This is a genomic window from Dysgonomonas sp. GY617 (assembly GCF_015233815.1).
GTDB lineage: Bacteria > Bacteroidota > Bacteroidia > Bacteroidales > Dysgonomonadaceae > Dysgonomonas_A.
This window is the reverse complement of the sequence record NZ_JADCLR010000021.1, coordinates 553,317-574,228: the sequence shown is the minus strand read 5'-3', so window position 1 is coordinate 574,228 and position 20,912 is coordinate 553,317. Positions and strand designations below refer to the sequence as shown.

Below are 20,912 nucleotides of genomic sequence, written 5' to 3'. Positions count from 1 at the left end.
TATGTATAACCTTGTCAATGATCGCTTCTTTTTGCTTCTGGTAACAACCATCTCTCGGTTGTAAAGCGAGTGCAAAAGTAGTCCCTTTTATAATACACTCCAAATAATTTATATACTATTTTTGAAAGTTTTTTCGCGTTTTTGCTTAACTGCTATTTAAACAGTGTTTTACAACATGATTTATTTTGAAAGTTTTTTTCAAAACATCGAAAGCTTGACCAACACTACAATCACAGAAGCAAAAAAGGTAAATTTTGAGGCTGAAAATTTAACATCAAAGATTTACAAAATGGATAAAAAATCCTTTTATCTTAATAAAACCAATAGAATCGACATCTATAAAGAAAGAGAAGCCGACTTTATGGTCTGCTTCTCTTTCTTATTATCTTATTATATATAGAACATCTGTTTACTCCCACTCTATAGTTGCAGGTGGTTTAGATGATATATCATATACTACACGATTCACTCCTTTTACCTTATTGATAATCTCATTAGAGACTTTAGCAAGGAACTCATAGGGTAAATGTGCCCAATCGGCAGTCATAGCATCTGTAGAGGTTACTGCACGAAGTGCGATTGTAAATTCATAAGTACGCTCATCTCCCATTACTCCTACTGATTTTACGGGTAGAAGGATTGCTCCTGCTTGCCACACCTTATCATATAGGTGATAATCGTTCAGCATCTTTATATAGATGTCATCAGCATTTTGAAGTATCTCTACCTTTTCGGCAGTAATATCTCCTAAAACACGGATACCAAGACCCGGCCCTGGAAATGGATGGCGTTTGATAAGATGTTCCATCATGCCTAACTCTAAACCAATACGACGAACTTCGTCCTTAAATAACAACTTCAAAGGTTCTACCAGTTTCAGGTTCATCTTTTCAGGAAGTCCACCTACATTATGGTGTGACTTAATTACTGTGCCTGTTATTGAAAGCGATTCAATAATATCTGGATAGATAGTACCTTGTCCCAACCATTTTATATCTTTCAGCTTATGAGCTTCTTCATCGAAGACATCTATAAAGCCTTTTCCTATAATCTTTCTCTTCTCTTCGGGATCAGCAACACCTGCTAATGCTTTGTAGAATCTTTCTTTTGCATTAACTCCTATAACATGCAAGCCTAGGTGCTCATAGTCTTTTTGAACTCTCTCGAATTCATTTTTACGTAACAAACCATGATCAACAAATACACATGTCAGGTTTTTTCCAATTGCTTTGTTTAGTAATACTGCTGTTACAGAGGAATCAACTCCTCCCGACAGTGCCAGTATAACCTTATCATCACCTAGCTGAGCTTTAAGTTCGGCAACGGTAGATTCAATGAATGAAGCCGGAGTCCAGTCTTTTTTGCAACCACAGATATTCAAAAAGTTATTCAATAACTTAGTTCCATCTACTGTATGAAATACTTCTGGGTGAAATTGTACTCCCCAAGTTTGTTCTCCTTGTATTTTATAAGCAGCAGCTTTTACATCTTCTGTGCTTGCTATTATATCGAAAGTCTCAGGCAATACGGTTATAGTATCTCCATGAGACATCCACACTTGCGAATCTTTAGCTATACCATCAAATAATGGATCTTTGGCAATAGACACAAGATGTGCTCTACCATATTCACGAGAATCGCCTTTTTCGACTTTTCCTTCTGATGTATGCGCTAAAAATTGTGCTCCATAACAAATACCTAATACTGGATACTTCTTTCTGATTTCTGATAGATCGGCACTAAATGCATCTTTATCGTTTACAGAAAAAGGACTACCTGAAAGGATTACACCTTTTACAGTAGCATCGTCTTTAGGAAACTTGTTATAAGGAACTATTTCGCAGTATGTATTCAGTTCGCGAACACGGCGACCAATTAATTGGGTGGTTTGTGAGCCAAAATCGAGGATAATAATCTTTTCGAGCATAGGAGAATAGTTATTTAAGTAATGGTAAATAAAAGAATATCACTTTTTTAGTCAGTAACAATCTTTGGTTGATACATTTACCAAAGCAATAGAAAGGTTTAGCACCTTAATTCTTTTATGCATACAAAGATAAAAAGATTATTATTAAATTTTATATTTGAGGGCTGTAACATTTTATTCTCTTGTTACGTCTTTAGTATAAAGAGAGATTCATTATGAAAAAAGCAATTATATACTTATTCTCATTTATACTTAGTTTTTCGGCTTCAGGTAAGACTTTGGAGGATATTATTTCCGAATTTTCTAAAACTCCGCATGCAGAAAACGTCAATCTGAGAAAATTTCTATTTTCATCATTAACAATAGTGAATTGGGGCAGTAAAGATTTCAATAAAAAGATCAACTCAATGTCTGTACTCGATCTCGAAAGTTGTTCTAGAGATACCAAGCTTCAATTTGCTGAACAAATAGAAAATCTGGAGATAGAAGGCTATGAAGTATTAATGAAAGTAAAGGACGATGATGATAATGTGCTGATAATGTCGAAAAGTAAAAAAGGCAAGGTTAAAGAATTAATTATAATCACCGTAAACGATCCTACCATAATCAGGCTAAAAGGTAATTTTAAGCTAAGCGATTTAGCTGATATAAAGAAAGAATACGGAGGAACAAAGAGGAACTAGTAAAAACATTAGCAAGTAAATATTCCATAGTAAATGGATGCTGTAACATTTAAAGAGAAATATATTCCCTATCATCAAAAGCTGTATAGAGTTGCGTACAGACTTCTTGAGGATGCTTGCGATGCCGAAGATGTTGTACAGGAAGCTTACATAAAATTATGGAATAAACGGGATGAATTAAGAGATGTAACAAACAGTGAGGCATATTGTGTAATTTTGCTCCGTAATTTATGTCTCGATTTTTTAAGAGCAAAAAAGAAACATCTATTTCAATCAACAGAAGATACTGTAATATCAGACAGTATGGTACTTTCGGACGAAATAGAAACCGTTGATGAAATTAAACATATAGAAACTATAATAGATCTTTTACCTGAACAGCAGCGGAAGATTATAAAACTAAGACACTTTGATGATTATTCGAATGAGGAAATTGAGGAAATAATGGGCTTGACAAGTGTAAATGTAAGAGTATTGATGTCGAGAGCCAGAAAAAAAATCAAGGAACTTTTTAATAGTTACAATTATGGACATTAAAGATATAAAGAGCCTACTTCATTCATTTTATGAAGGAGAGACTTCGAAAGAGGAAGAGAAAATACTCTCTGATTTTTTTGAAACAGAAAGTGTTCCCAAGGATATGGAGGACGAAAGAAGAATATTTCTTAAGCTATATTCGGCTCACCGAAACAATGTACCTGCACATTTAGAGGAAAGACTAAATACACTGATTGACAATTTAGCAGAAGAAGAAAGCCATAAAACATCTCATATTACTTTGCCAACAAGGCACCTTAGTAAATCTGTGAGATGGGCAATGAGTATAGCTGCCAGTGTACTGATTATTTTATCAGCAGGTATCTTTGCACACTTTGGAAACAACGGAAACAACAATAAAATGCTTGTAGACACCTATTCAAATCCGGAAGAGGCATATCTGGAAACTCAGAAAACGTTACTACTTGTATCTGGCAAACTCAATAAGGGCATTAAACAAATCGAAAAAGTAAACGATATCATAGATAAAGACGTACAGTTATGAAAAGGCTAATAGTATTAATATTTATCGCAGTCTCTGTGACTTCACTTAGCAAGGCACAATCTGAAATTGTAATAAACATGGATGATTTGCAAGCAGAGATATTTAGTGAGCTGGCTAAGATACCACCAAGCATCCCCGCTATTGACCTAGATATGGATGCCATGAAGGTTGAAATTAGCGAAAGCCTTGCAAATATGGAAAACCAACTAAATTGGGTAGATCTTGGCGACCTTGAAAATCTATCTAATCTGGAGAGTTTGGATTTTCAAAATCTGACAGTGAATCCTTCTCAACCCTCTATTAATATTGTGGTGAGTGATACTAACCAAGGAAATACCTATGCCTACGTTAAAAGTGAAACATCAAAGGGAGAAAACAATCACACATATTCTTATACCATAAATGAAACTCCACAAAACAATGATGACCTCTTCTCCCGTTTATCTAATCTTAAAGGAGTTCAAGTCGTATATATTTCAAAATCGATGCTGGGTATGATGCCCAATATGGATATGCCGGGTGTAGATATAGGAAACATTGCAAGCAAATTAGAATCTCTTGAAATATATACAGCAGAAGAAGAGCTTGCTTCGAAACGATTAACCAGTGCGTCAGAAGGGTTATTAAAAGGTGGAGATTACGAAACTCTAATGCTAATTAAAGACGAGGATTCTAAAACTGCTTTTTATGTAAAAAAGAATAAGTCGAATCAAAGCTCTGAGATGCTGATGATAACACAAGATGGAGCCGATGCAACTATTATCAGATTCTTGGGAAACTTTTCTATTCAGGATATCAAGAATATTGCCAACAAACACAATACTAATATGAATATTAATACCACTATAAATACAAACACCTCTACCAGACTAAGCGAAGCTGAGTTGAATATAAGAATCAAAGAAGCACAAAAGAGAAATAAGGAAGCTCAAAAGATTGCCGAGGATGCTCAAAAGAGAGCACTAGAAATTCAGAAAAGAGCCGAGGAAAGAGCTAAAAGAGCTGAAAAGAGAGCCGAGGAAAGAGTTAAGAGAGCAGAAGAGAGAGCAGATGAAAGGGCTAAAAGGGCAGAAGAAAGAGCGAAGGAAGCTGAAGCCCGCAAAGCAAACTAAAAATTATAACTCCGTCAACAAAATATTTAATACAACGAGTTCCATTTCATATAAGAAATGGAACTCGTTCTTTATGATAGACATGCTTCTTTATAAGCTATTCAACAGGTCTACTTTATCTTCATTAACCAGTTTAAGTATAAGCTCACCAAACAATGTATTTTGCCAAGCAAACCAAGAACGGGTGAAATTTGTAGGATCATTTTTATGGAACGATTCGTGCATAAAGCCCGTACCTGCATCTGTAGCCATCAGCATTTTGATACATTCTTTAATTTCCGCATCATCCTGGCTAGTAAATGCTTTCATCATAATACTCATTGGCCAGATCATGTCATAACCAATGTGAGGTCCGCCAATACCTTCACCAGCTGTACCTTTGAAGAAATAAGGATTATCGGCACTCCATACAAATTTTCTTGTATTCTGATAAATGGGGTCATTAATACGATCTGCATCCAGATAAGCCAAAGCCAATAAGCTAGGTACGTTTGCATCATCCATCAACAGTTGATTACCAAAACCATCTACCTCAAATGCATAAATTTTTCCATATTTAGGATGATTATTAATTGCATATTTCTGTAAGGCAGTATCTACCTCATTCGCTAAAGCAGTACATTCATTAGCCAAAGTTTTATTTTTATTGACCTCTGTAAGAATCTCAGCAGCCTCACGTAGCGATGTTACTGCAAAGAAATTAGAAGGTATCAGAAACTGAAATGTAGTAGCATCATCCGATGGACGGAAAGCCGAGGAAATCAAACCTACTGGTTTTACAGGATTGCCCAATCCATCATTAGACATGGTATCTAGCTGACGTTCGGTTACTCTCATAAATTTATAAGGACCTACTCCGTCTTTCTTTTGTTGCTCCTTAAATGTCTGTAATACAAGCTCTATTGCTTTTACCCAATCAGCATCAAACACGCTGGTGTCGCCCGTAACTTTCCAATAGAAATAAGCTAAGCGGATAGGATAACAAAGAGAATCTATCTCCCATTTACGCTCGTGAAGTTCGGGCTTCATATCCGTCAGATCACTCATCCAATGCCCGTTAGGATCTGCACCGTCATTGAAGGCATTCGCATATGGATCAATCAAGATACTTTTCATCTGACGATTGATTACTCCTGCCAACATTTTTTTCAGTTTTGGATCTTTATTTGCCAACTGAACATAAGGCCACACCTGTGCTCCAGAGTCACGTAACCACATAGCATGAATATCTCCTGTGTAAACAAAAGTATCATCCTTACCATCCTGTACTCGATAATGGACTGTAGTATCTAATGTATTAGGAAAACAGTTTTCGAACATCCACGCTAAACGTGCATTTTTCAACAATTTCTTAATACGAATTATTTCATTTTCGACAGCCGACGACTCAAATAATCTCTCCGAAGGGTTGGGACGATTGGTTACATATACTTTTGTATTATCACTCACTACTGCCGTTTCGGCTTTTACTCCCAAATCGGAAGCATGGATACTGCCTATTGAGACAGCAGACAACATGCACAATCCTAATACTTTTTTTGTTAGATTTCTCTTTACGACCATGTTTTGTTTATTTATATTATATTTCGGTTATTTTGTTGCAGCCAAACGGGCATACATTTCTATCATTGCAGCTTGTGTAAGCAACCATTTTGATTCATCTTTCTTTCTCCCACTCAAATCTTTATCAAACAGACCTTTCTCGTCACGAGCATGATTCCATGCATAATCGAGATTCTTTTTGAAGGCATCAAGATACAAAGGATTTTTGTCTATCTCGTAAAGTTCTATAAAACCTCTAAGCATAACTGCCGTAAACCACACATCTCCTTTTTTCAGAAGCTTAAATTGTTCTCCTTTTTCATCTTTAAAATCTTCGAAAAAATAATTATACGCAGATTTAGCTATATTTTGAGCATCTGCCAGATACTGTTTGTCGTGGGTCAGCTTATATAATAATGCAGCAGCCTGCATCATCTGCCCGCTATTATAAGCATATTTTTCTTTACCAATATCTCCATTCAGTTTTACATTATCAAAATACAAATAGTCTGTAGAATCCTGTAAACTTTCTTTAGTCCACTGATACAAGTTCTTTCCTTGCAAGAAATAAGTACTATCATTGGTTGCCGCAAAGAGCTTAAGAGCAAAAACAGCTCCCGGAGCATTTGAGCATGTATTTTTCGATTCCTTTTTTTGTTCACACCAATAGATACCTCCACCAAGTTTGTCGTCACTTCCACTTATCACAAAATCCCATATGAGTTTTGCTTTCTTCAAATAAGCTTCTTCTTTGGTCAACATGTATATGTCTGTAAAATCGATCCCCAACCAAACATTATCATCATAAAATCGATCCGACTGTGGGGCTTCACTAATATAGGAAGAGTAAGCATAATGAGTTCTTGAAGTATCGAAATACTTTTCCAGCCCCATCAATACCCTAGAGTCCAATACTTCTTTGTACTTATTATCTCCCGATGTTTCCAGCAATACATTTACAGCCGAAAAAGTTCCAGAAAAAGGCCAGAGATAAGAATAAGCATTAGGTACATCTGCCTGCTCTGCCGATGCCAGATAGGTGGCTGAATACTTATCATTGAAAGGGTATGTTTCTCTAAGCAGATTAGTACTATCTACCGAGTAATGAGAATATAATGATTCTAATGTTTCTTGTGCTCTTTCTAAATTTATATTGGTTGGCCTCGCTGCTTCCTTTTTACATGAAACTGCAAAAACAACTAAAGAAACCAAGAACAAGTATTTTAAGGTATGTTTTAACATGGTTATTGTTATTAAAGATTCTTTGCTAATATTTTTCAATACAATGGTTAACTGTTATCTCTTTTGAGATCATAAATTATAATAGCTGATTAATAAACTCGGAAGCTAAGATAAAAAGGTTTATTGTTCAAATAAAATTAAATATCACTCTATATGAATTTTTCACATATAGGATATTGTAATATCCTTTATCTTACTTTCTCAATTAAATTATACAATAAGCTAACAACTATATATACCTTAGTAAACAAAGGTAATAATTAGCGAGCCTTAGTATGTAACTTTGTAACCTTTTCTAAATTACTGTCCATCACAACATAAATCTAAAAAAGGTTACAGAAGTAATAAAAGTGACATGTATCTCCTTCTTTCTAATTGGCACTTTGATTCAGCATCAAAAATCTAATTATCTCACAGCTAGAAAAATCGAGCCTACCGAGCTAGAAAAAGACTCATCGCTATAATTATTGTAAGAGCGCACTGTACATGCTTCTATCATATAATCTCTATGAGGACATATCTATTTTATTGATTGCTTACCATTCTCGAAATCCAAAATAAGAGTTTCTCCTCCTTTTGTAATCTCCATTTTGCGGCTATTGAAAAGCGTTTTACTATATGGATTATCGTAACGATAATTGCCTTTTAAGGAAACTTCTTTCTCTTTTATTTTAAATGGAGACGTCCAACCAAATTCAATTTTACCTTGTGAGGGCGAATTATAAGCAACATCCAGACTATTGGTTACAACCTTTGATTTTGAGATAGTGGTTACAAACTTGGCAAAGCTTCCCGATTCTTGTTTAGAACCCATCTCACAAATCCATATATTTTGTAAACCATCGGCAATCAGATCGTTTATTACACCTTCATCATTGGCTTTCCATCGGGTTTGATGCTGCGAATAGATAGCAATATATCCATCATCTTTTCGAGCAAATACCCAAGAGCCTTTTTCGATAACCTCATCAAAAGCATCTTTAGGTACATAAGCATGTGTGAAATGTATTTTCTCGGTTTCGGGAGTATTATAAATACATACAACTACGTTTTTATGTTGTGCTGCACGAGGCAATACGGCATTACCTGCCCAATAATTAGGTGTAACGTTCAGGTGTTCCGATCCGGGATGATTGGTAAATACCAATGCTTTATTGCCCAAAGTAGCCTGCCACGGGTGCTGCTGATAACCTATTGCTCCGGGACGAAAATCAGATGCACAACTGATCATATAATCGGGTGTGCGGTATGTTTCGATATTGGCTTCCGACAGAGCAAAGCGATCGAGATCAGGAGTCGTCACCTTTCCATACTTAGCAATCTGATCATCGTAAATTTTAATATAACGGTCGTAATCGCGATAAGGCCAAGCATCGTGTGTCTCCGAAATATGTTTAGACATACGTATAGCCAGAGGATGAATAAACTCCTGCATACCCCAGAATAAATGAGTATCAAGCTCGCTGTCATACGAAAGCCCGTATTTAGGAGCATCCGCTACTTCAATACTATTCCGTTGGCGGTTACGCATTCTTACCGAATAATCGGTTCCAATTTTCTCTATTACTTGGGGGCATCTGTAGCTACTGGTCACAAGTGCAGTGCTTCCCATAATATGACGGGGTAAATATTGCCCTACTCCAAAAACAAGTTTCATGACAGGTGAAATAGGATTTTCATACGTAAGCAACGTAGGTGCATAAATTCGCCCTGTTGTTGCACCTAACACTCCTTTGTAATTATTAAGTGCCAGGTCGAACATCAACATATCCAAAACTAATCCCGCTCTCGATTTAATCAGTGGATCTTCGGCATAATCATACAAATTACACAGCAAAAGAACTTCTACATCGTAATAAGTGGCAGAAAGCCACTCGCTGAATCCGAAACGAAAACGAAAATCGAGCCAACGAACCAAACGTTCTTTTGCATGATCCATATGTTGTTGCCCTGTCATTCCATTTTTGAAAATCTTGTCTTTATACAATTGACCTGCCAGCAATTCGGCAGTATGATACAATGCCTGATGGTTTTCGGTATGATAACATTTGTAGGTAGTATCACGTCTTGCATCATCCCACCAATATTTGAAATCGAGAATACAATCTTCTACCTTGCCATTCATTTCTTTTGACAGGATTGGCTTTTCCCGATTCTGATACTCCAAACGAAGCAGTCCGTTTAATGTAAAGTCATTACAATCTCTGTTGTAATAAATTACATCCAATGTTTCTTGTACCTTTTTTTCATCAATAGGAAGTCCTCCTGCAACACGGGTTATTTCTTTGAAAATAATTGTTCTTCCGCCTTGCCCCTCGGTATCTCCTTCTTTTGAACAATAGTCTATATATTGTTGCCGCCTTTGTTCGAATGTTCCCTGAGGAGAAGTCCGGAAAGGGTCGTTTCCGTTTGCGTCTTGTCCTCGCAGACTAAAAAGCACCCCTATAAAAAGGAGAATACACAGTATATATTGTGAGGTTTTCATATTGTTACTTTTTAAAGTTATTGCAGATAATAGCGTAGGGGCGTATTGCATAAGCCCGAAAAAAATAGAAACATTCTATAATTGGGCGTATGCAATACGCCCCTACAACTGTGTTATTTATATTGCGATTCTTTCCAATTATATGGATAAGGAATCCGCTTATAATAATCTAATGAATGTTTTGGTTTATCATATTTCGCAGGAATAGGCAGTTTTGAATATTGTTGGAAAAACAATACACATCCGTCTCTCCACCATACAGCTTCTTGTTCTTGCAATTCGAGTAACGATTTCACATGAACGAAACGCTCATCATCCATATCTTTCTCCAATGTATTCCAGATTGACTGCATTTGATGAACTTCATCCACTCCCAGATAATAATGTGCTACTAAATCATTCCAAAGGGTATTGCCCGATGGCATTTTATAATCCCATGCAACCCGATGAAACCACAATAAAAATTGAGGCGGACAGGTTTTCACATCATCTAATTGATTGCTCAATGGTTGATGATATTGCCCTACTGCATTCGTTCCTGTATGGGTACGATCTACCCCTACACCCGATTCGCTTGCTTTGTGATAATCAAATGCACTCCAAACCGGATCGTCGTGCCAAGGTTCGGGACCATTGTGAGTATCGTAGTTCATAATATGATTCAATCCCAAAGGTGTCATATAATTAACTGCCGCCTCCCGTGACATCAACATTATTTTCTGTATAGGAGCAATCACCTTTTTGTCATTAGAAAATGTCATTCGTATCCACTCTTCCGACATATCTTTCGATGTCATATCGGGATTCCATGCCAAACGTCCGAAAGCATGCCAGTTGGCTTGACCGAACAAATGTCCTGTCCAGTTAATATCAGTTCCTGTATTGGGTACACCGGCAATTCCCGATATTCCATGTGTCTTTTTATAATTTTGAAGTACTTTCGATACAGTCGATCCTTTACCATTTTCATAGGTGTCTGATTGTAGTGTTTCTTCAAAGAGTGAGCCTAGATATACTAGATGTCCTGCATGCCCTAAATTTTCCTGTGTTATCTGAAACTCAAGTGCTAAGGCTGTTTTAGGCATTGCTCCGAATAATGGATGAAAGGGTTCACGGGGTTGAAAATCGATCGGTCCGTTCTTAGGTTGCACAAATACATTTTTATTGAAAGCTCCGTCCAATGGTTTAAACTCTTCATAACCATTCATCACTCGGTCTATATGCCTTTCGTTCTGATAAACAAAGGCTCTCCAGAATACCACACCTCCGTATGGTTCGAGTGCCTCAGCCATCATATTGGCTCCATCGGCATGGGTGCGACCATAATCCTGAGGACCGGGTTGACCTTCGGAATTGGCTTTCACCAAAAAACCTCCGAAGTCGGGAATGTATTCGTATATTTCTTTCGCCTTATCTCTCCACCATTGCCTAACCTGAGGATCTAAAGGATCGGCAGTAGATAATCCGCCAATTTCTTTAGGGGCACTGAAACGTGCTGTCAAATATACTCTTATACCATAAGGACGAAAGGCATCGGCTAAAACAGCAGCCTTTATAATCCATTCGGCACGGAGGCTTTTGGCATTCGCATTGACATTGTTTAGTACTGCTCCATTTATTCCAATAGAGGCATTCGCACGTGCATAATCGGTATAGCGAGGCGATTTATAGTTGGGAAGGCGTGCCCAATCCCAAAGGGTGTACCCTGCATATCCACGTTCTATTGTACCATTCAGATTATCCCAATGATCTAATACCCGCAGTTGCAATTTAGGCTCTTCGGTGATTGACAGCTCATCTAACGACTGATTTGTTTGCATCAATCTCAGATAATGGAATACTCCATAAAGGACTCCTATATCTGTTTTCGCAGCAACAAGTGTTACCTGTTTCCCATCTATATTTGCTGTGCGGATTATATATCCTTCGGGATCGAGTGCGTTTATTTCTTTAGCATAAGTCGATCGGGTAATCAAATCCGAAGATTGAGGTGTTCCGATTAATAAACCTCCCGAAGTCAGACTTTGAGAATCCGCCAAATCAATGTTTAATAATCCTTTCAGTCCTAAGTCTAGTTCTTTCTTGGCAGCTTTAAGCCTGTCGGAATTAGCTGGAAAAACAATTCCTTTATTCTGACTTTGGTATTTTTCCAAAAGAGTTGGATTATCAATTTTGTGATAACGTAACCACAATTCGTATCCGCTTTCCGCAAAAGTGAAGTGTACACAACACAATAGCAGAAAGGTTAATATTGTCTTTTTCATGTTTTCTGTTTAAGTCCTTGTTTATAGGGGTGGAGCTCTACCCCATCCCCTGTTAGGCTTTTATTATTTTACGGGCAGGGCAGAGTCTCTACCGTGAAGCACGTCATAAATCTAACCATTATTGAATCACAGCCGCCCAGCCACCATTACGTACCATTTTGATGCTTATCTTTTCTCCTTTTTTAACCGAAGATTCTTTCATCTTGTAGTCCATTGCCTGACGTCCTGCATTAATACCGTCTTCGAAAGATGTCATTTGATACGATTTTGCATCATTCAGAAAATCGAGGCTTACTTCAAAAGTTCTTTCTTTCTCGTTATTATTAGTCATACCTCCGATAAACCATTTATCAGCTTTGCGCTTAGCTACAATAACATATTCGCCTACTTTGGCTTCGAGTACTTTTGTATCATCCCAAGTGGTCGGAACCTTTGTGATAAAACGGGTACAATCGTCATTGCGATAATAAAGCGTAGGGTTATCGGCTAACATCTGAATTCCGCTTTCGAATACTACAAACAGAGCCAATTGATAGGCACGTGTACCGATGCTTGCTGCATTAGGGCGCTCGGCTTTATATACTTCGGGCTGCATACTTATCATTGCTCCGGGTGTGTAATCCATCGGTCCGACGGCATTACGCATAAAAGGTAAATAGATGCTGTTATCGGGATAGCAGCCGCCCATTTGCTCCATACCACGCACACCTTCGTATGATATTACATTGGGATAAGCATATTCTAATCCGGCTGGTTTGAACGATCCGTGAAAATCGACAAGCAATTCGTTTTTGGCAGCTTCTTTCGCTACTCGTTCATAATAGTTTACCATCCATTGGTCGCTTCTGTCCATAAAGTCGATCTTAAGACCTTTCACTCCCCACTCTTTGAATGTTTTGAATAAGTCAAAATTGTTCTCTACTACCAACCATGTCAACCAAAGGATAACATCTACATTTTTTTCTTTTCCGTAACGGATAATTTCATGTACATCCACTTTGGGATTAGGGGTATAAGGGTCATGCGTGCTCATTGCCCAACCTTCATCCATTATAATATAAGGGATGCCGTATTTGGATGCAAAATCAATATAATATTTATAGGTATCCAAGTTATAGCCTGCAACAAAATTCACATCAGGTCCGTAAGGAGAAGCATCATTCCACCATTCCCAGCTAGCTTGTCCGGGTTTGATCCATGATGTATTTTGCAATTGACTCTTAGGTGCGAGTTTCAGAGTCATTGTATTTTCCAGCAATTGTTTATCGTCGTTCGTTATTACAAAGTATCTCCAAGGGAAACTGCGTTTACCTGCTGTTTTGGCAATATAATCGCCTTCTCTCAGAATCTTTAAGCTACGGTCTCCGTCTTCACCAAATTCAAGCGGAGCTTTAGGGAAAGTCGATCGCATGCCATTACCCGTTGTTGCAGTAAGAAACATGCATGGATAATCGGTTACGTCAGATTCTGAGATCAGTATTTTATATTGCTTCTTAGTATCAAGTAACATTGGCAAAACCGCCATTTTTCGCTCTTCTGAAACAAATTTACTAGTGGGCACATGTGTGTACTTTTCTTCGTAAGCAGTCTTAAACCCGCCCGGTTGTTGCATATGCGCTAAATAGTCAGAAGGAAAATTAATCACAAAATCTTCACCTCTTATGATAGATTCTTTCTTTTTATTGGTAATAAAGCGATAAGCCACTCCATCATTATAAACTCTGAATTCAACTGAATAATCTCCTTTAAAATTCAGTAACAACACATTGCAGTTGTTACTTACTGTCGAGTATTTAAGAGGCACAACGGGATTAATATTTTCATTAATCACACTTCGTTTTTGTCCTGCAAGTTTAGGGTTTTCACCTAAAATTTCAGTATCCAAAGCCAATTGCAGATAACAACCGTTTAGCAATGGATCGTTATTATAATCAATCGAATAATAAATTTTGTCCTTTACATTAAGCGAAACTTTAATTTCTCCACTTGGAGATTTTAATTCCATTTTTTGAGCAAATAGACTTACTACTCCTAAAGAGCAATAGGCTAATAATGAGAATAAAATCAAAAATGATTTCTTTGATAATAGTAAATTTTTCATCTATTGTGTTTTTTAATAAAAAGGTCAACGACCTATTTTTCTAGTAAAGCTGTTGCACACCACAGTATAGGAGCTTGGCCGTGTAGGTCTCCTACAATTCGTTTACGAGCCAGATAATATTCTTTGCTGTTACCTACATTGGTTCCCATGCAAACTTCTCGCAGATCGTTATCTATATTGATATATGTATTCAGAGCAATCCACGCTTTACGTGCAATGGGTGCATAAATTTTCGAATCGAGCCAACCGTTTTTCACGCCTGTAATAATAGCATAGGTAAACATTGCTGACCCCGAAGTTTCCGTCCAAGCGTCTGGCTGATCTACCAGTTGCCCCCATAACCCTTCTTCATTCTGATATTTACGAAGAGTTTCCATCATTTTCTGATACTCTCTCAGAATGCGTGGACGGTCGGAATTGTCTTTTGGCAAATTCTTTAATAGTTCTGCCATACCTGCTGCCATCCACCCATTTCCTCTACACCAGAAAAAAGGAGCTTCTTTTGCATGAAAAAACAATCCGTTGGGCTGTTGTATCGAGTCCAGATAGACTGTCATTTGATAGGCAGCTCTATCTATATATATCTTATCTTTCGAAGCCAGATATGCTTGACTCTGAATGGTAGAAATCATAAACATATCATCGATCCAAAAACGAGTCTGCCACGATAAACCCCTGTCTAGAAAATTCTGATATTGTTCAGCATGTTTGGTCGATTCAGGCATCTGCCATTGACGATCGGCGAAATCAATCCCTATATAGTAATACAATTCATTACCCGTTTGCATATATAGCTGTAAAGGCACTGATCCAAAAACAGTATGATCAACATGATCGGGCTTTTGCATCAAGTGTTTTTGACTTCCCAAGAGGGGAAAAAATCGCTCTTCGAGTTGTCTCAGGAGTTTTTTGTCTTTTGAGACATTTGCAAACTTCAAAGCTCCAAACCAAGCGCAGACTTCGGGATAAGTTACTTCATTGGGAGGTGATTTTATACCATCAAAGTTTCTGAATGGCTCTGATACATATCGTTGAGATACTCTCAGACCTACATCGAGCGGATCTGTTCCTTTCGGAAAATTTTTCAAATCTCCGCTTTGAGCCATTGTCAAAAAAAGAGTGGCTTGCAAAAAGCAAAAAATTGCCAGAAGTGTTTTCTTCATTGTTTTTTCTTTTATAAATAGTTGACGAGTAAACAAGCGCTATCTACTCGTCAACGGGAAAATATTTAACATCACATTTCAAAGCAGGGCTAACAGTTGTTGGCATGCTTCAATAGACAAAGCACATTTAGCGAAGCCAATAAAAAGGTGCGAGACCTTACCATCCCGGATTTTGAGGGTATGGTGTACCCGTGGTAACTCTGTCTATTTGTTGCTTGGGTATAGGACGAAGTATATGCTTCTCACGTATATTTATCGGAGCATTCCCCTCTCCATACTTTCTTACTCTTTCCAACAAGGTTCCGGTTCTCGCTAGATCTGCCCAGCGGCAATGTTCAGCCAAAAGTTCACGTGTTCTTTCTTCCAGAATAAAATCAAGCGTTATATCAGACGCTTTTACATCTAAAGCTCCTGCAACAGTTTTTTCTTTATTACGGGCACGCTCACGTACAACATTTATATGCCTAGCTGCATCTGCATTATTTCCCAACTTATATGCAGCTTCCGCAGCCAACAGATAGGTTTCTGCCAAACGGTAAATAATGTAAGAACGATCTGAATTGTCATTGGGTACAGCGCGGGTTCTATCTAAGAACTTTGTTATTGTAGGGAAAATACCTGTACCGTTATAAGCATCAGGAGTGAAAATTATGTACTGGTTCTTGTCTCCTCTATGTTGAGTGCGAGCTTTTATGTCATTGGCTGACATTTTATAACCGGGATAATAGATAGCAGTATCTCCAATAGTGGTCAATTTCCAATCAAAAGATTCTTTTACACCATTAATATTATATGATATGGCTCCTCCGTTTTGCTTTTTAGTTGCAAACCACACCATTTGGAATGTACCTTGATAACGAGTGTCTTTATCTCTATTATTGAATGCGTTATAAGTATAAGTATTGGGGTTGTTCCACGAATAAGAACGACCGTCATTTATATTACGTTCACCCAGATAAGCATCGTATCCGTTTACAAAATAATGGTTCAGGGTTGTGCGTCCACCATAAACATTGTCATCATCCCAATCCATACGTGCAACAAATAATTCTTCTTTGTTTTTGCCTGATGGTGCATCGTTGTTTTCATCAAACACGTCTGCAAATTTGGGCATGAGAGAAATTCCAAGTCCGGGAGCATCAGTTATAAGACCATTCAATGTTGTGTATGCTTTTTGATAGTATTCCTGAGCTTTCGATGGGTTGTAATATTTATTATGCGGATTATTGGGATACTTAGAGGCATCTTTGTCATATACCCATCCTAATGTCAAATAAACTTTACCCAACAGGTGACGTGCAGCAGCAGCCGAAACACGTCCCGAAGGTAAACTATTTTGCTGAGGACTAAGCGAACATCCTTTAGCTGCATCTTCGAGGTCAGCAATAATTACATCGTACGCCAAAAGCATATCTTCACGTACAGCCGATGTTCTAGGCTCGGTATTGAAGGTTGTATTTACCGTTAGATCGCCAAATTGCTCAACCATGAGAAAATAGAAGAAGCCTCTAAAGAATTTTGCTTCGGCTAGAAACTGATCTCTTTCAGCAAGAGTTAAATCTGCGGTTCCTGTATCAACATTAGGAGCATTTTCTATTAAAAAATTAAGTGTATTGATATTAGTATACGAGTCATTCCACAGTTTTCGAGGAAATTCATTATCCGTATTAAAACTTTCGAGGTGATAATTACCTATATGCGTAGTTCTGTTACTACCTGCCATATTAGGCTTTATTTCGTCCGTTCCGGGATTCATCAAACCATGTATTCCCTCTTCATAAGCATACATTGTTCTCAAAGTTCCATATATGGAAGTCAATCCCATTTTAAACCCTTTAGGGGTTTTCATAAAATCCTGAGTGGTATTAGCGTGGTTCTCTTCTTCTAATTTGTCTTCACAAGCAGTAAAAGAACCTACCATCAGGGATATTGCTATCAGATATATTATTTTTTTCATGTTCATATTTCAATTAAGGTCTCAGACCAATTTGTTACTCTGGTAAGTATAATAGTGAGAGATAGTTATAGTTGTAAAATGTAAAAATTAATATTTACCGTTACTTATAGAGTTAAAATGATAAGTTCAGTCCAAATACAAAAGCTCTGGTTGGAGGTGTTGTAAGATTTATAGTACTGGTTGTCTCAGGATCTATACCCCCATCTTTCTTATATTGAGAATCGAACCATGTATAAAGATTAGAAGCTGTAGCATATACTCTTGCCGATTGTATACCATATCTGGTAGAAAGATTCTTAGGCACGGTATATCCTATTGTAATATTTCTCAGTTTCAGATATGAAGCACTGTATCTTGCCAATAAACCTTTATTCGGCACCTCGGCAGCAGACGGTTTAGGCCAGCGTGCACTTGTGTTATCGGGAGTCCAGTAATCAACATTCAGGTTGTTGTACGAACCTTTCATCTCATTCATCCAGCTATTATGCATATCCGAGGTTAGAGTTCCTCCCTCGCGGAATGTAAATAAGAATGCTAAATCAAATCCTTTTAATGCAAATCGGTTATTAATACCGCCCTCAAAATTAGGAGCTCTTCTTCCTATGAATACTCTATCATCGTCATTAATCTTTTGTTCGGCCTTTGGAGTCACTCCGTCGTCTTCATAATCAACATGGTGATTCTTAACTTTTACATTACCAATAACAGAAGTCGGGCCCGATACTTTATATCCAAATGTTTCAGCCAAAGCCCTGTCTTCGGGTGTGTCCTGCCAAATGCCGTCTGCTTCTAGAGAAAGAATGGCCCAACGATCTCTACCCAAATACAAGTTTTCATCTGGAATTTGAGTAACACCTTCTCCCAGATCCACGACCTTATTTCGATTAGCAAAAATATTAAAATCGGTAGTCCACAATAATTTATTCTGCCCATCACCATTTATATTAACAGTACTCACATTGAACTCTACTCCTCTATTTCGGGTTGCACCTAGATTGGTTAGATATGAACTGGAATAGCCCGAAGTTGCTGGCAATTTTACTGGTAATAATAAATCGGTTGTATTTTGTTGATATAGCTCTAATGTTCCATTGATACGATTCGATAAAAATCCGAAGTCAATACCAATATTATATGTTTCAGTATTTTCCCATCCTAAGCTTTTATCGGGTACAGAACCGGGATATACTCCCATTACTCCTGCTGTGCCAAATAGATATTTATTATCAGATAACCGAGCCATTGTTTGATATGGATCAATCGCCGTGCTACCAACATTACCCCAACTTGCACGTAATTTCAAACCCGAAAGGAAACCTACTTCTTGCATGAAAGATTCTTGAATTACATTCCACCCCAAAGCCAATGATGGGAAAGCATGCCATTTATTTCCTTCTGCCAGACGAGAAGATCCGTCATATCTAACTGTTGCAGTAAATAAATATCTTTCTTTAAAGTTATAATTCAAACGTCCCATATAAGATAAGATACTCCATTTATCAAAAGTTCCGCCTCCTGTAATTGCTCCTTGTGCCTTTCCCGGATTATGATGCTGTACATTATCATCATAATAGTCAAAAGACTCTATGCTGTTTCTTTCAAGAATACGGTCTTCGTAACTGAATAGTCCTGTAAACGAAATATTGTGAACCTTATTTATAGTGCGATCCCATGTCAAGATATTCTCTACTGTATAATCTTGAATAAATTCATTTTGAGAAAATGCTTTATTTAAAGCACCCATTCTTCGGGTAGTATTAGAGGCAAGAAATTCACCTCTGTTGTTTTGTCTCAATTGTATACCTCCATTAAAACGGTATTTGAAACCTTCGGGTAAAGTCAGTTCAAGGTATCCCGATGTAAATGTCGAAAGTGTTTTTCTATCATCAACCACTGCACCTTCTTGTTCGTCAAGTAAGGGGTTCCATACATTCTGACCACTTCCGGGTAAATAAGTTCTCAAAGATCCATCATCATTATAAGGAGTTGTAAACGGAGAAGCTCTCAATGCCTGATCCATAGGATTAACATCTTCACCCTTCGTTTTAGTAAATGTATTCAAAGACGAAAGCCCTACTCTAAGTATTCGGCTAACTTCTGTATCGAGAGAAAACTTAGCAGTCATACGTTCGAATGAATGCCCACGATAATTATTTTCGCCTTTAAAGTATCCGACAGAAGCATTGTAAGATGTTTTTTCGCTACCTCCATTCAATGAAATCTGATGACTGGTTCTGATACCATTTTTAAAAATCAGATCTTGCCAATCGGTATTATTTCCGGCATTAAAACCATCCATCTCATCTTGATCGCGAAAAACAACTCCTATTTTCATCAACTCAGGATCGTCCACTCCTGTATATTTATCTGGGTTTGCATTATATTGAGACCATTGTTTAAGCCTGATAAATTGGTCACTATTCATTACATCGAAGTTTTTAATAGCACTGGTCACTCCATAAAAACCATTATAGGAAACCTGAATTTTACCTTTACTTCCACGTTTGGTAGTAATAAGTACAACCCCATTAGCTCCTCTCGATCCATAAATAGCAGTAGATGAAGCATCTTTTAAAACACTTACACTTTGTATATCATCGTTGTTTATATCATTTAAACTTCCTGCAAAAGGTATTCCGTCAACAACAATAAGTGCATCGTTATCTGCTTTAATCGATCTTTCTCCACGAACTCTAATTTTGGGTACAGCACCCGGACGAGTATCTCCACCCTCCATTTGCACTTGCACACCTGCAGCCAAACCTTGTAGTGCCGATGCTACGTTGGCTACGGGAGCCTGTCTGATTATGTCTTCTTTTACATTAACCATAGCACCGGTAATATCGGACTTCTTTTGAGTTCCGTATCCCACAACTACAACTTCATCCAAAACTGCGGCATTTTCTTTCAATGCGACATTTAAATTTGTCTGATTGGTTATTCTTATAGACTGAGGTACATAGCCAAGGTACGATATATCAATAGTTTGTCCATTTTCTACATCCAGAGAAAATACACCTTCCAAATCGGTAACAGTACCTATGGTAGAACCTTTTACAGTGACAGTTACGCCCACTAATGGACCCGATTGGTCGGTAACAATTCCTGTTATCTTTCGTTTAGTCGCTTGTTGAGAAATGCTAGTAGTGTTGGAGATATGTTCTTCTGCTGATAAAGGAAACAATACGTTTGATCCAGAGATCAGACATAATGTACCCAGCCAGCACAGCCTTAGAAAGTACTTTTTATGTACATGCATAATTTTTTAGGTATTAGGATAGGTTTAACAAAAATTAATTGGAACCCAAACTTATCATATATTTAAGCTCCAATTGGTCTGATTTTCGGACATGATAGAACCCCTGAGAGACAATGTCTTAAAAACAGATAAGAA

The 20,912-nt window shown here is 37.6% G+C and carries 13 protein-coding genes; 4 read left to right on the top strand and 9 right to left on the bottom strand.

Annotation, left to right across the window (positions count from 1 at the left end; genetic code table 11):
• Positions 1-409: 409 nt before the first annotated feature.
• On the bottom strand, positions 410-1,927 hold the full coding sequence (gene guaA / locus IR022_RS12400; protein ID WP_194203925.1) for a glutamine-hydrolyzing GMP synthase: 1,518 nt from the start codon (positions 1,925-1,927) through the stop codon (positions 410-412).
• A gap of 215 nt (positions 1,928-2,142) precedes the next feature.
• Here guaA and IR022_RS12395 point away from each other — a divergent pair, with 215 nt between their 5' ends.
• From IR022_RS12395 to IR022_RS12380, 4 genes are read left to right on the top strand one after another with little or no spacing between them, the layout of a single operon-like run.
• Positions 2,143-2,610 carry a DUF4252 domain-containing protein gene (locus IR022_RS12395; protein WP_194203924.1) on the top strand — a complete coding sequence of 156 codons (468 nt, stop codon included), beginning with the start codon at positions 2,143-2,145 and terminating at the stop codon, positions 2,608-2,610.
• Between the two features lie 33 nt (positions 2,611-2,643).
• Positions 2,644-3,147, top strand: a complete 504-nt coding sequence (locus IR022_RS12390) for an RNA polymerase sigma factor (protein WP_194203923.1) — start codon at positions 2,644-2,646, stop codon at positions 3,145-3,147.
• Positions 3,137-3,652: a hypothetical protein gene (locus IR022_RS12385; RefSeq protein WP_194203922.1), complete on the top strand. Its 516-nt coding sequence runs from the start codon at positions 3,137-3,139 to the stop codon at positions 3,650-3,652. The genes IR022_RS12390 and IR022_RS12385 overlap by 11 nt, the downstream gene beginning before the upstream one ends.
• Complete coding sequence (locus IR022_RS12380) at positions 3,649-4,764, top strand: DUF4252 domain-containing protein (RefSeq protein WP_194203921.1); 1,116 nt, start codon at positions 3,649-3,651, stop codon at positions 4,762-4,764. Before IR022_RS12385 ends, IR022_RS12380 begins: the two co-directional genes overlap by 4 nt.
• Before the next feature lie 90 nt (positions 4,765-4,854).
• On the opposite strand, the gene IR022_RS12375 is transcribed toward IR022_RS12380, so the two are convergent.
• The 8 genes from IR022_RS12375 to IR022_RS12340 all read right to left on the bottom strand — a co-directional run bounded on the left by IR022_RS12375 (position 4,855) and on the right by IR022_RS12340 (position 20,777).
• Entirely contained in the window at positions 4,855-6,327 is a 1,473-nt protein-coding gene (locus IR022_RS12375; protein WP_194203920.1) for a glycoside hydrolase family 125 protein, read from the bottom strand.
• Between the two features lie 27 nt (positions 6,328-6,354).
• Positions 6,355-7,548 carry a glycoside hydrolase family 76 protein gene (locus tag IR022_RS12370; RefSeq protein ID WP_194203919.1) on the bottom strand — a complete coding sequence of 398 codons (1,194 nt, stop codon included), beginning with the start codon at positions 7,546-7,548 and terminating at the stop codon, positions 6,355-6,357.
• 520 nt (positions 7,549-8,068) lie between these two features.
• Positions 8,069-10,033 carry a hypothetical protein gene (locus IR022_RS12365; RefSeq protein WP_194203918.1) on the bottom strand — a complete coding sequence of 655 codons (1,965 nt, stop codon included), beginning with the start codon at positions 10,031-10,033 and terminating at the stop codon, positions 8,069-8,071.
• Between the two features lie 113 nt (positions 10,034-10,146).
• A complete protein-coding gene (locus tag IR022_RS12360; protein ID WP_194203917.1) occupies positions 10,147-12,297 on the bottom strand; it encodes an alpha-glucuronidase family glycosyl hydrolase in 2,151 nt (716 codons plus the stop codon).
• A gap of 118 nt (positions 12,298-12,415) precedes the next feature.
• Complete coding sequence (locus IR022_RS12355) at positions 12,416-14,302, bottom strand: glycoside hydrolase family 97 protein (protein WP_242053236.1); 1,887 nt, start codon at positions 14,300-14,302, stop codon at positions 12,416-12,418.
• Positions 14,303-14,430: 128 nt separating this feature from the next.
• Positions 14,431-15,561, bottom strand: coding sequence for a glycoside hydrolase family 105 protein (locus IR022_RS12350; RefSeq protein ID WP_194203915.1), 1,131 nt, complete (start codon positions 15,559-15,561; stop codon positions 14,431-14,433).
• A 157-nt stretch (positions 15,562-15,718) separates the two neighbouring features.
• Positions 15,719-17,518: a RagB/SusD family nutrient uptake outer membrane protein gene (locus tag IR022_RS12345; RefSeq protein ID WP_242053232.1), complete on the bottom strand. Its 1,800-nt coding sequence runs from the start codon at positions 17,516-17,518 to the stop codon at positions 15,719-15,721.
• A 112-nt stretch (positions 17,519-17,630) separates the two neighbouring features.
• Positions 17,631-20,777 carry a SusC/RagA family TonB-linked outer membrane protein gene (locus tag IR022_RS12340; protein WP_194203913.1) on the bottom strand — a complete coding sequence of 1,049 codons (3,147 nt, stop codon included), beginning with the start codon at positions 20,775-20,777 and terminating at the stop codon, positions 17,631-17,633.
• Positions 20,778-20,912: the final 135 nt, after the last annotated feature.

Bases quoted from the DNA above. Each gene is read 5' to 3' on its own strand.
- guaA (WP_194203925.1), bottom strand. From the start codon at position 1,927: ATGCTCGAAAAGATTATTATCCTCGATTTTGGCTCACAAACCACCCAA.
- IR022_RS12395 (WP_194203924.1), top strand. From the start codon at position 2,143: ATGAAAAAAGCAATTATATACTTATTCTCATTTATACTTAGTTTTTCG.
- IR022_RS12390 (WP_194203923.1), top strand. From the start codon at position 2,644: ATGGATGCTGTAACATTTAAAGAGAAATATATTCCCTATCATCAAAAG.
- IR022_RS12385 (WP_194203922.1), top strand. From the start codon at position 3,137: ATGGACATTAAAGATATAAAGAGCCTACTTCATTCATTTTATGAAGGA.
- IR022_RS12380 (WP_194203921.1), top strand. From the start codon at position 3,649: ATGAAAAGGCTAATAGTATTAATATTTATCGCAGTCTCTGTGACTTCA.
- IR022_RS12375 (WP_194203920.1), bottom strand. From the start codon at position 6,327: ATGGTCGTAAAGAGAAATCTAACAAAAAAAGTATTAGGATTGTGCATG.
- IR022_RS12370 (WP_194203919.1), bottom strand. From the start codon at position 7,548: ATGTTAAAACATACCTTAAAATACTTGTTCTTGGTTTCTTTAGTTGTT.
- IR022_RS12365 (WP_194203918.1), bottom strand. From the start codon at position 10,033: ATGAAAACCTCACAATATATACTGTGTATTCTCCTTTTTATAGGGGTG.
- IR022_RS12360 (WP_194203917.1), bottom strand. From the start codon at position 12,297: ATGAAAAAGACAATATTAACCTTTCTGCTATTGTGTTGTGTACACTTC.
- IR022_RS12355 (WP_242053236.1), bottom strand. From the start codon at position 14,302: ATGGAATTAAAATCTCCAAGTGGAGAAATTAAAGTTTCGCTTAATGTA.
- IR022_RS12350 (WP_194203915.1), bottom strand. From the start codon at position 15,561: ATGAAGAAAACACTTCTGGCAATTTTTTGCTTTTTGCAAGCCACTCTT.
- IR022_RS12345 (WP_242053232.1), bottom strand. From the start codon at position 17,518: ATGAAAAAAATAATATATCTGATAGCAATATCCCTGATGGTAGGTTCT.
- IR022_RS12340 (WP_194203913.1), bottom strand. From the start codon at position 20,777: ATGCATGTACATAAAAAGTACTTTCTAAGGCTGTGCTGGCTGGGTACA.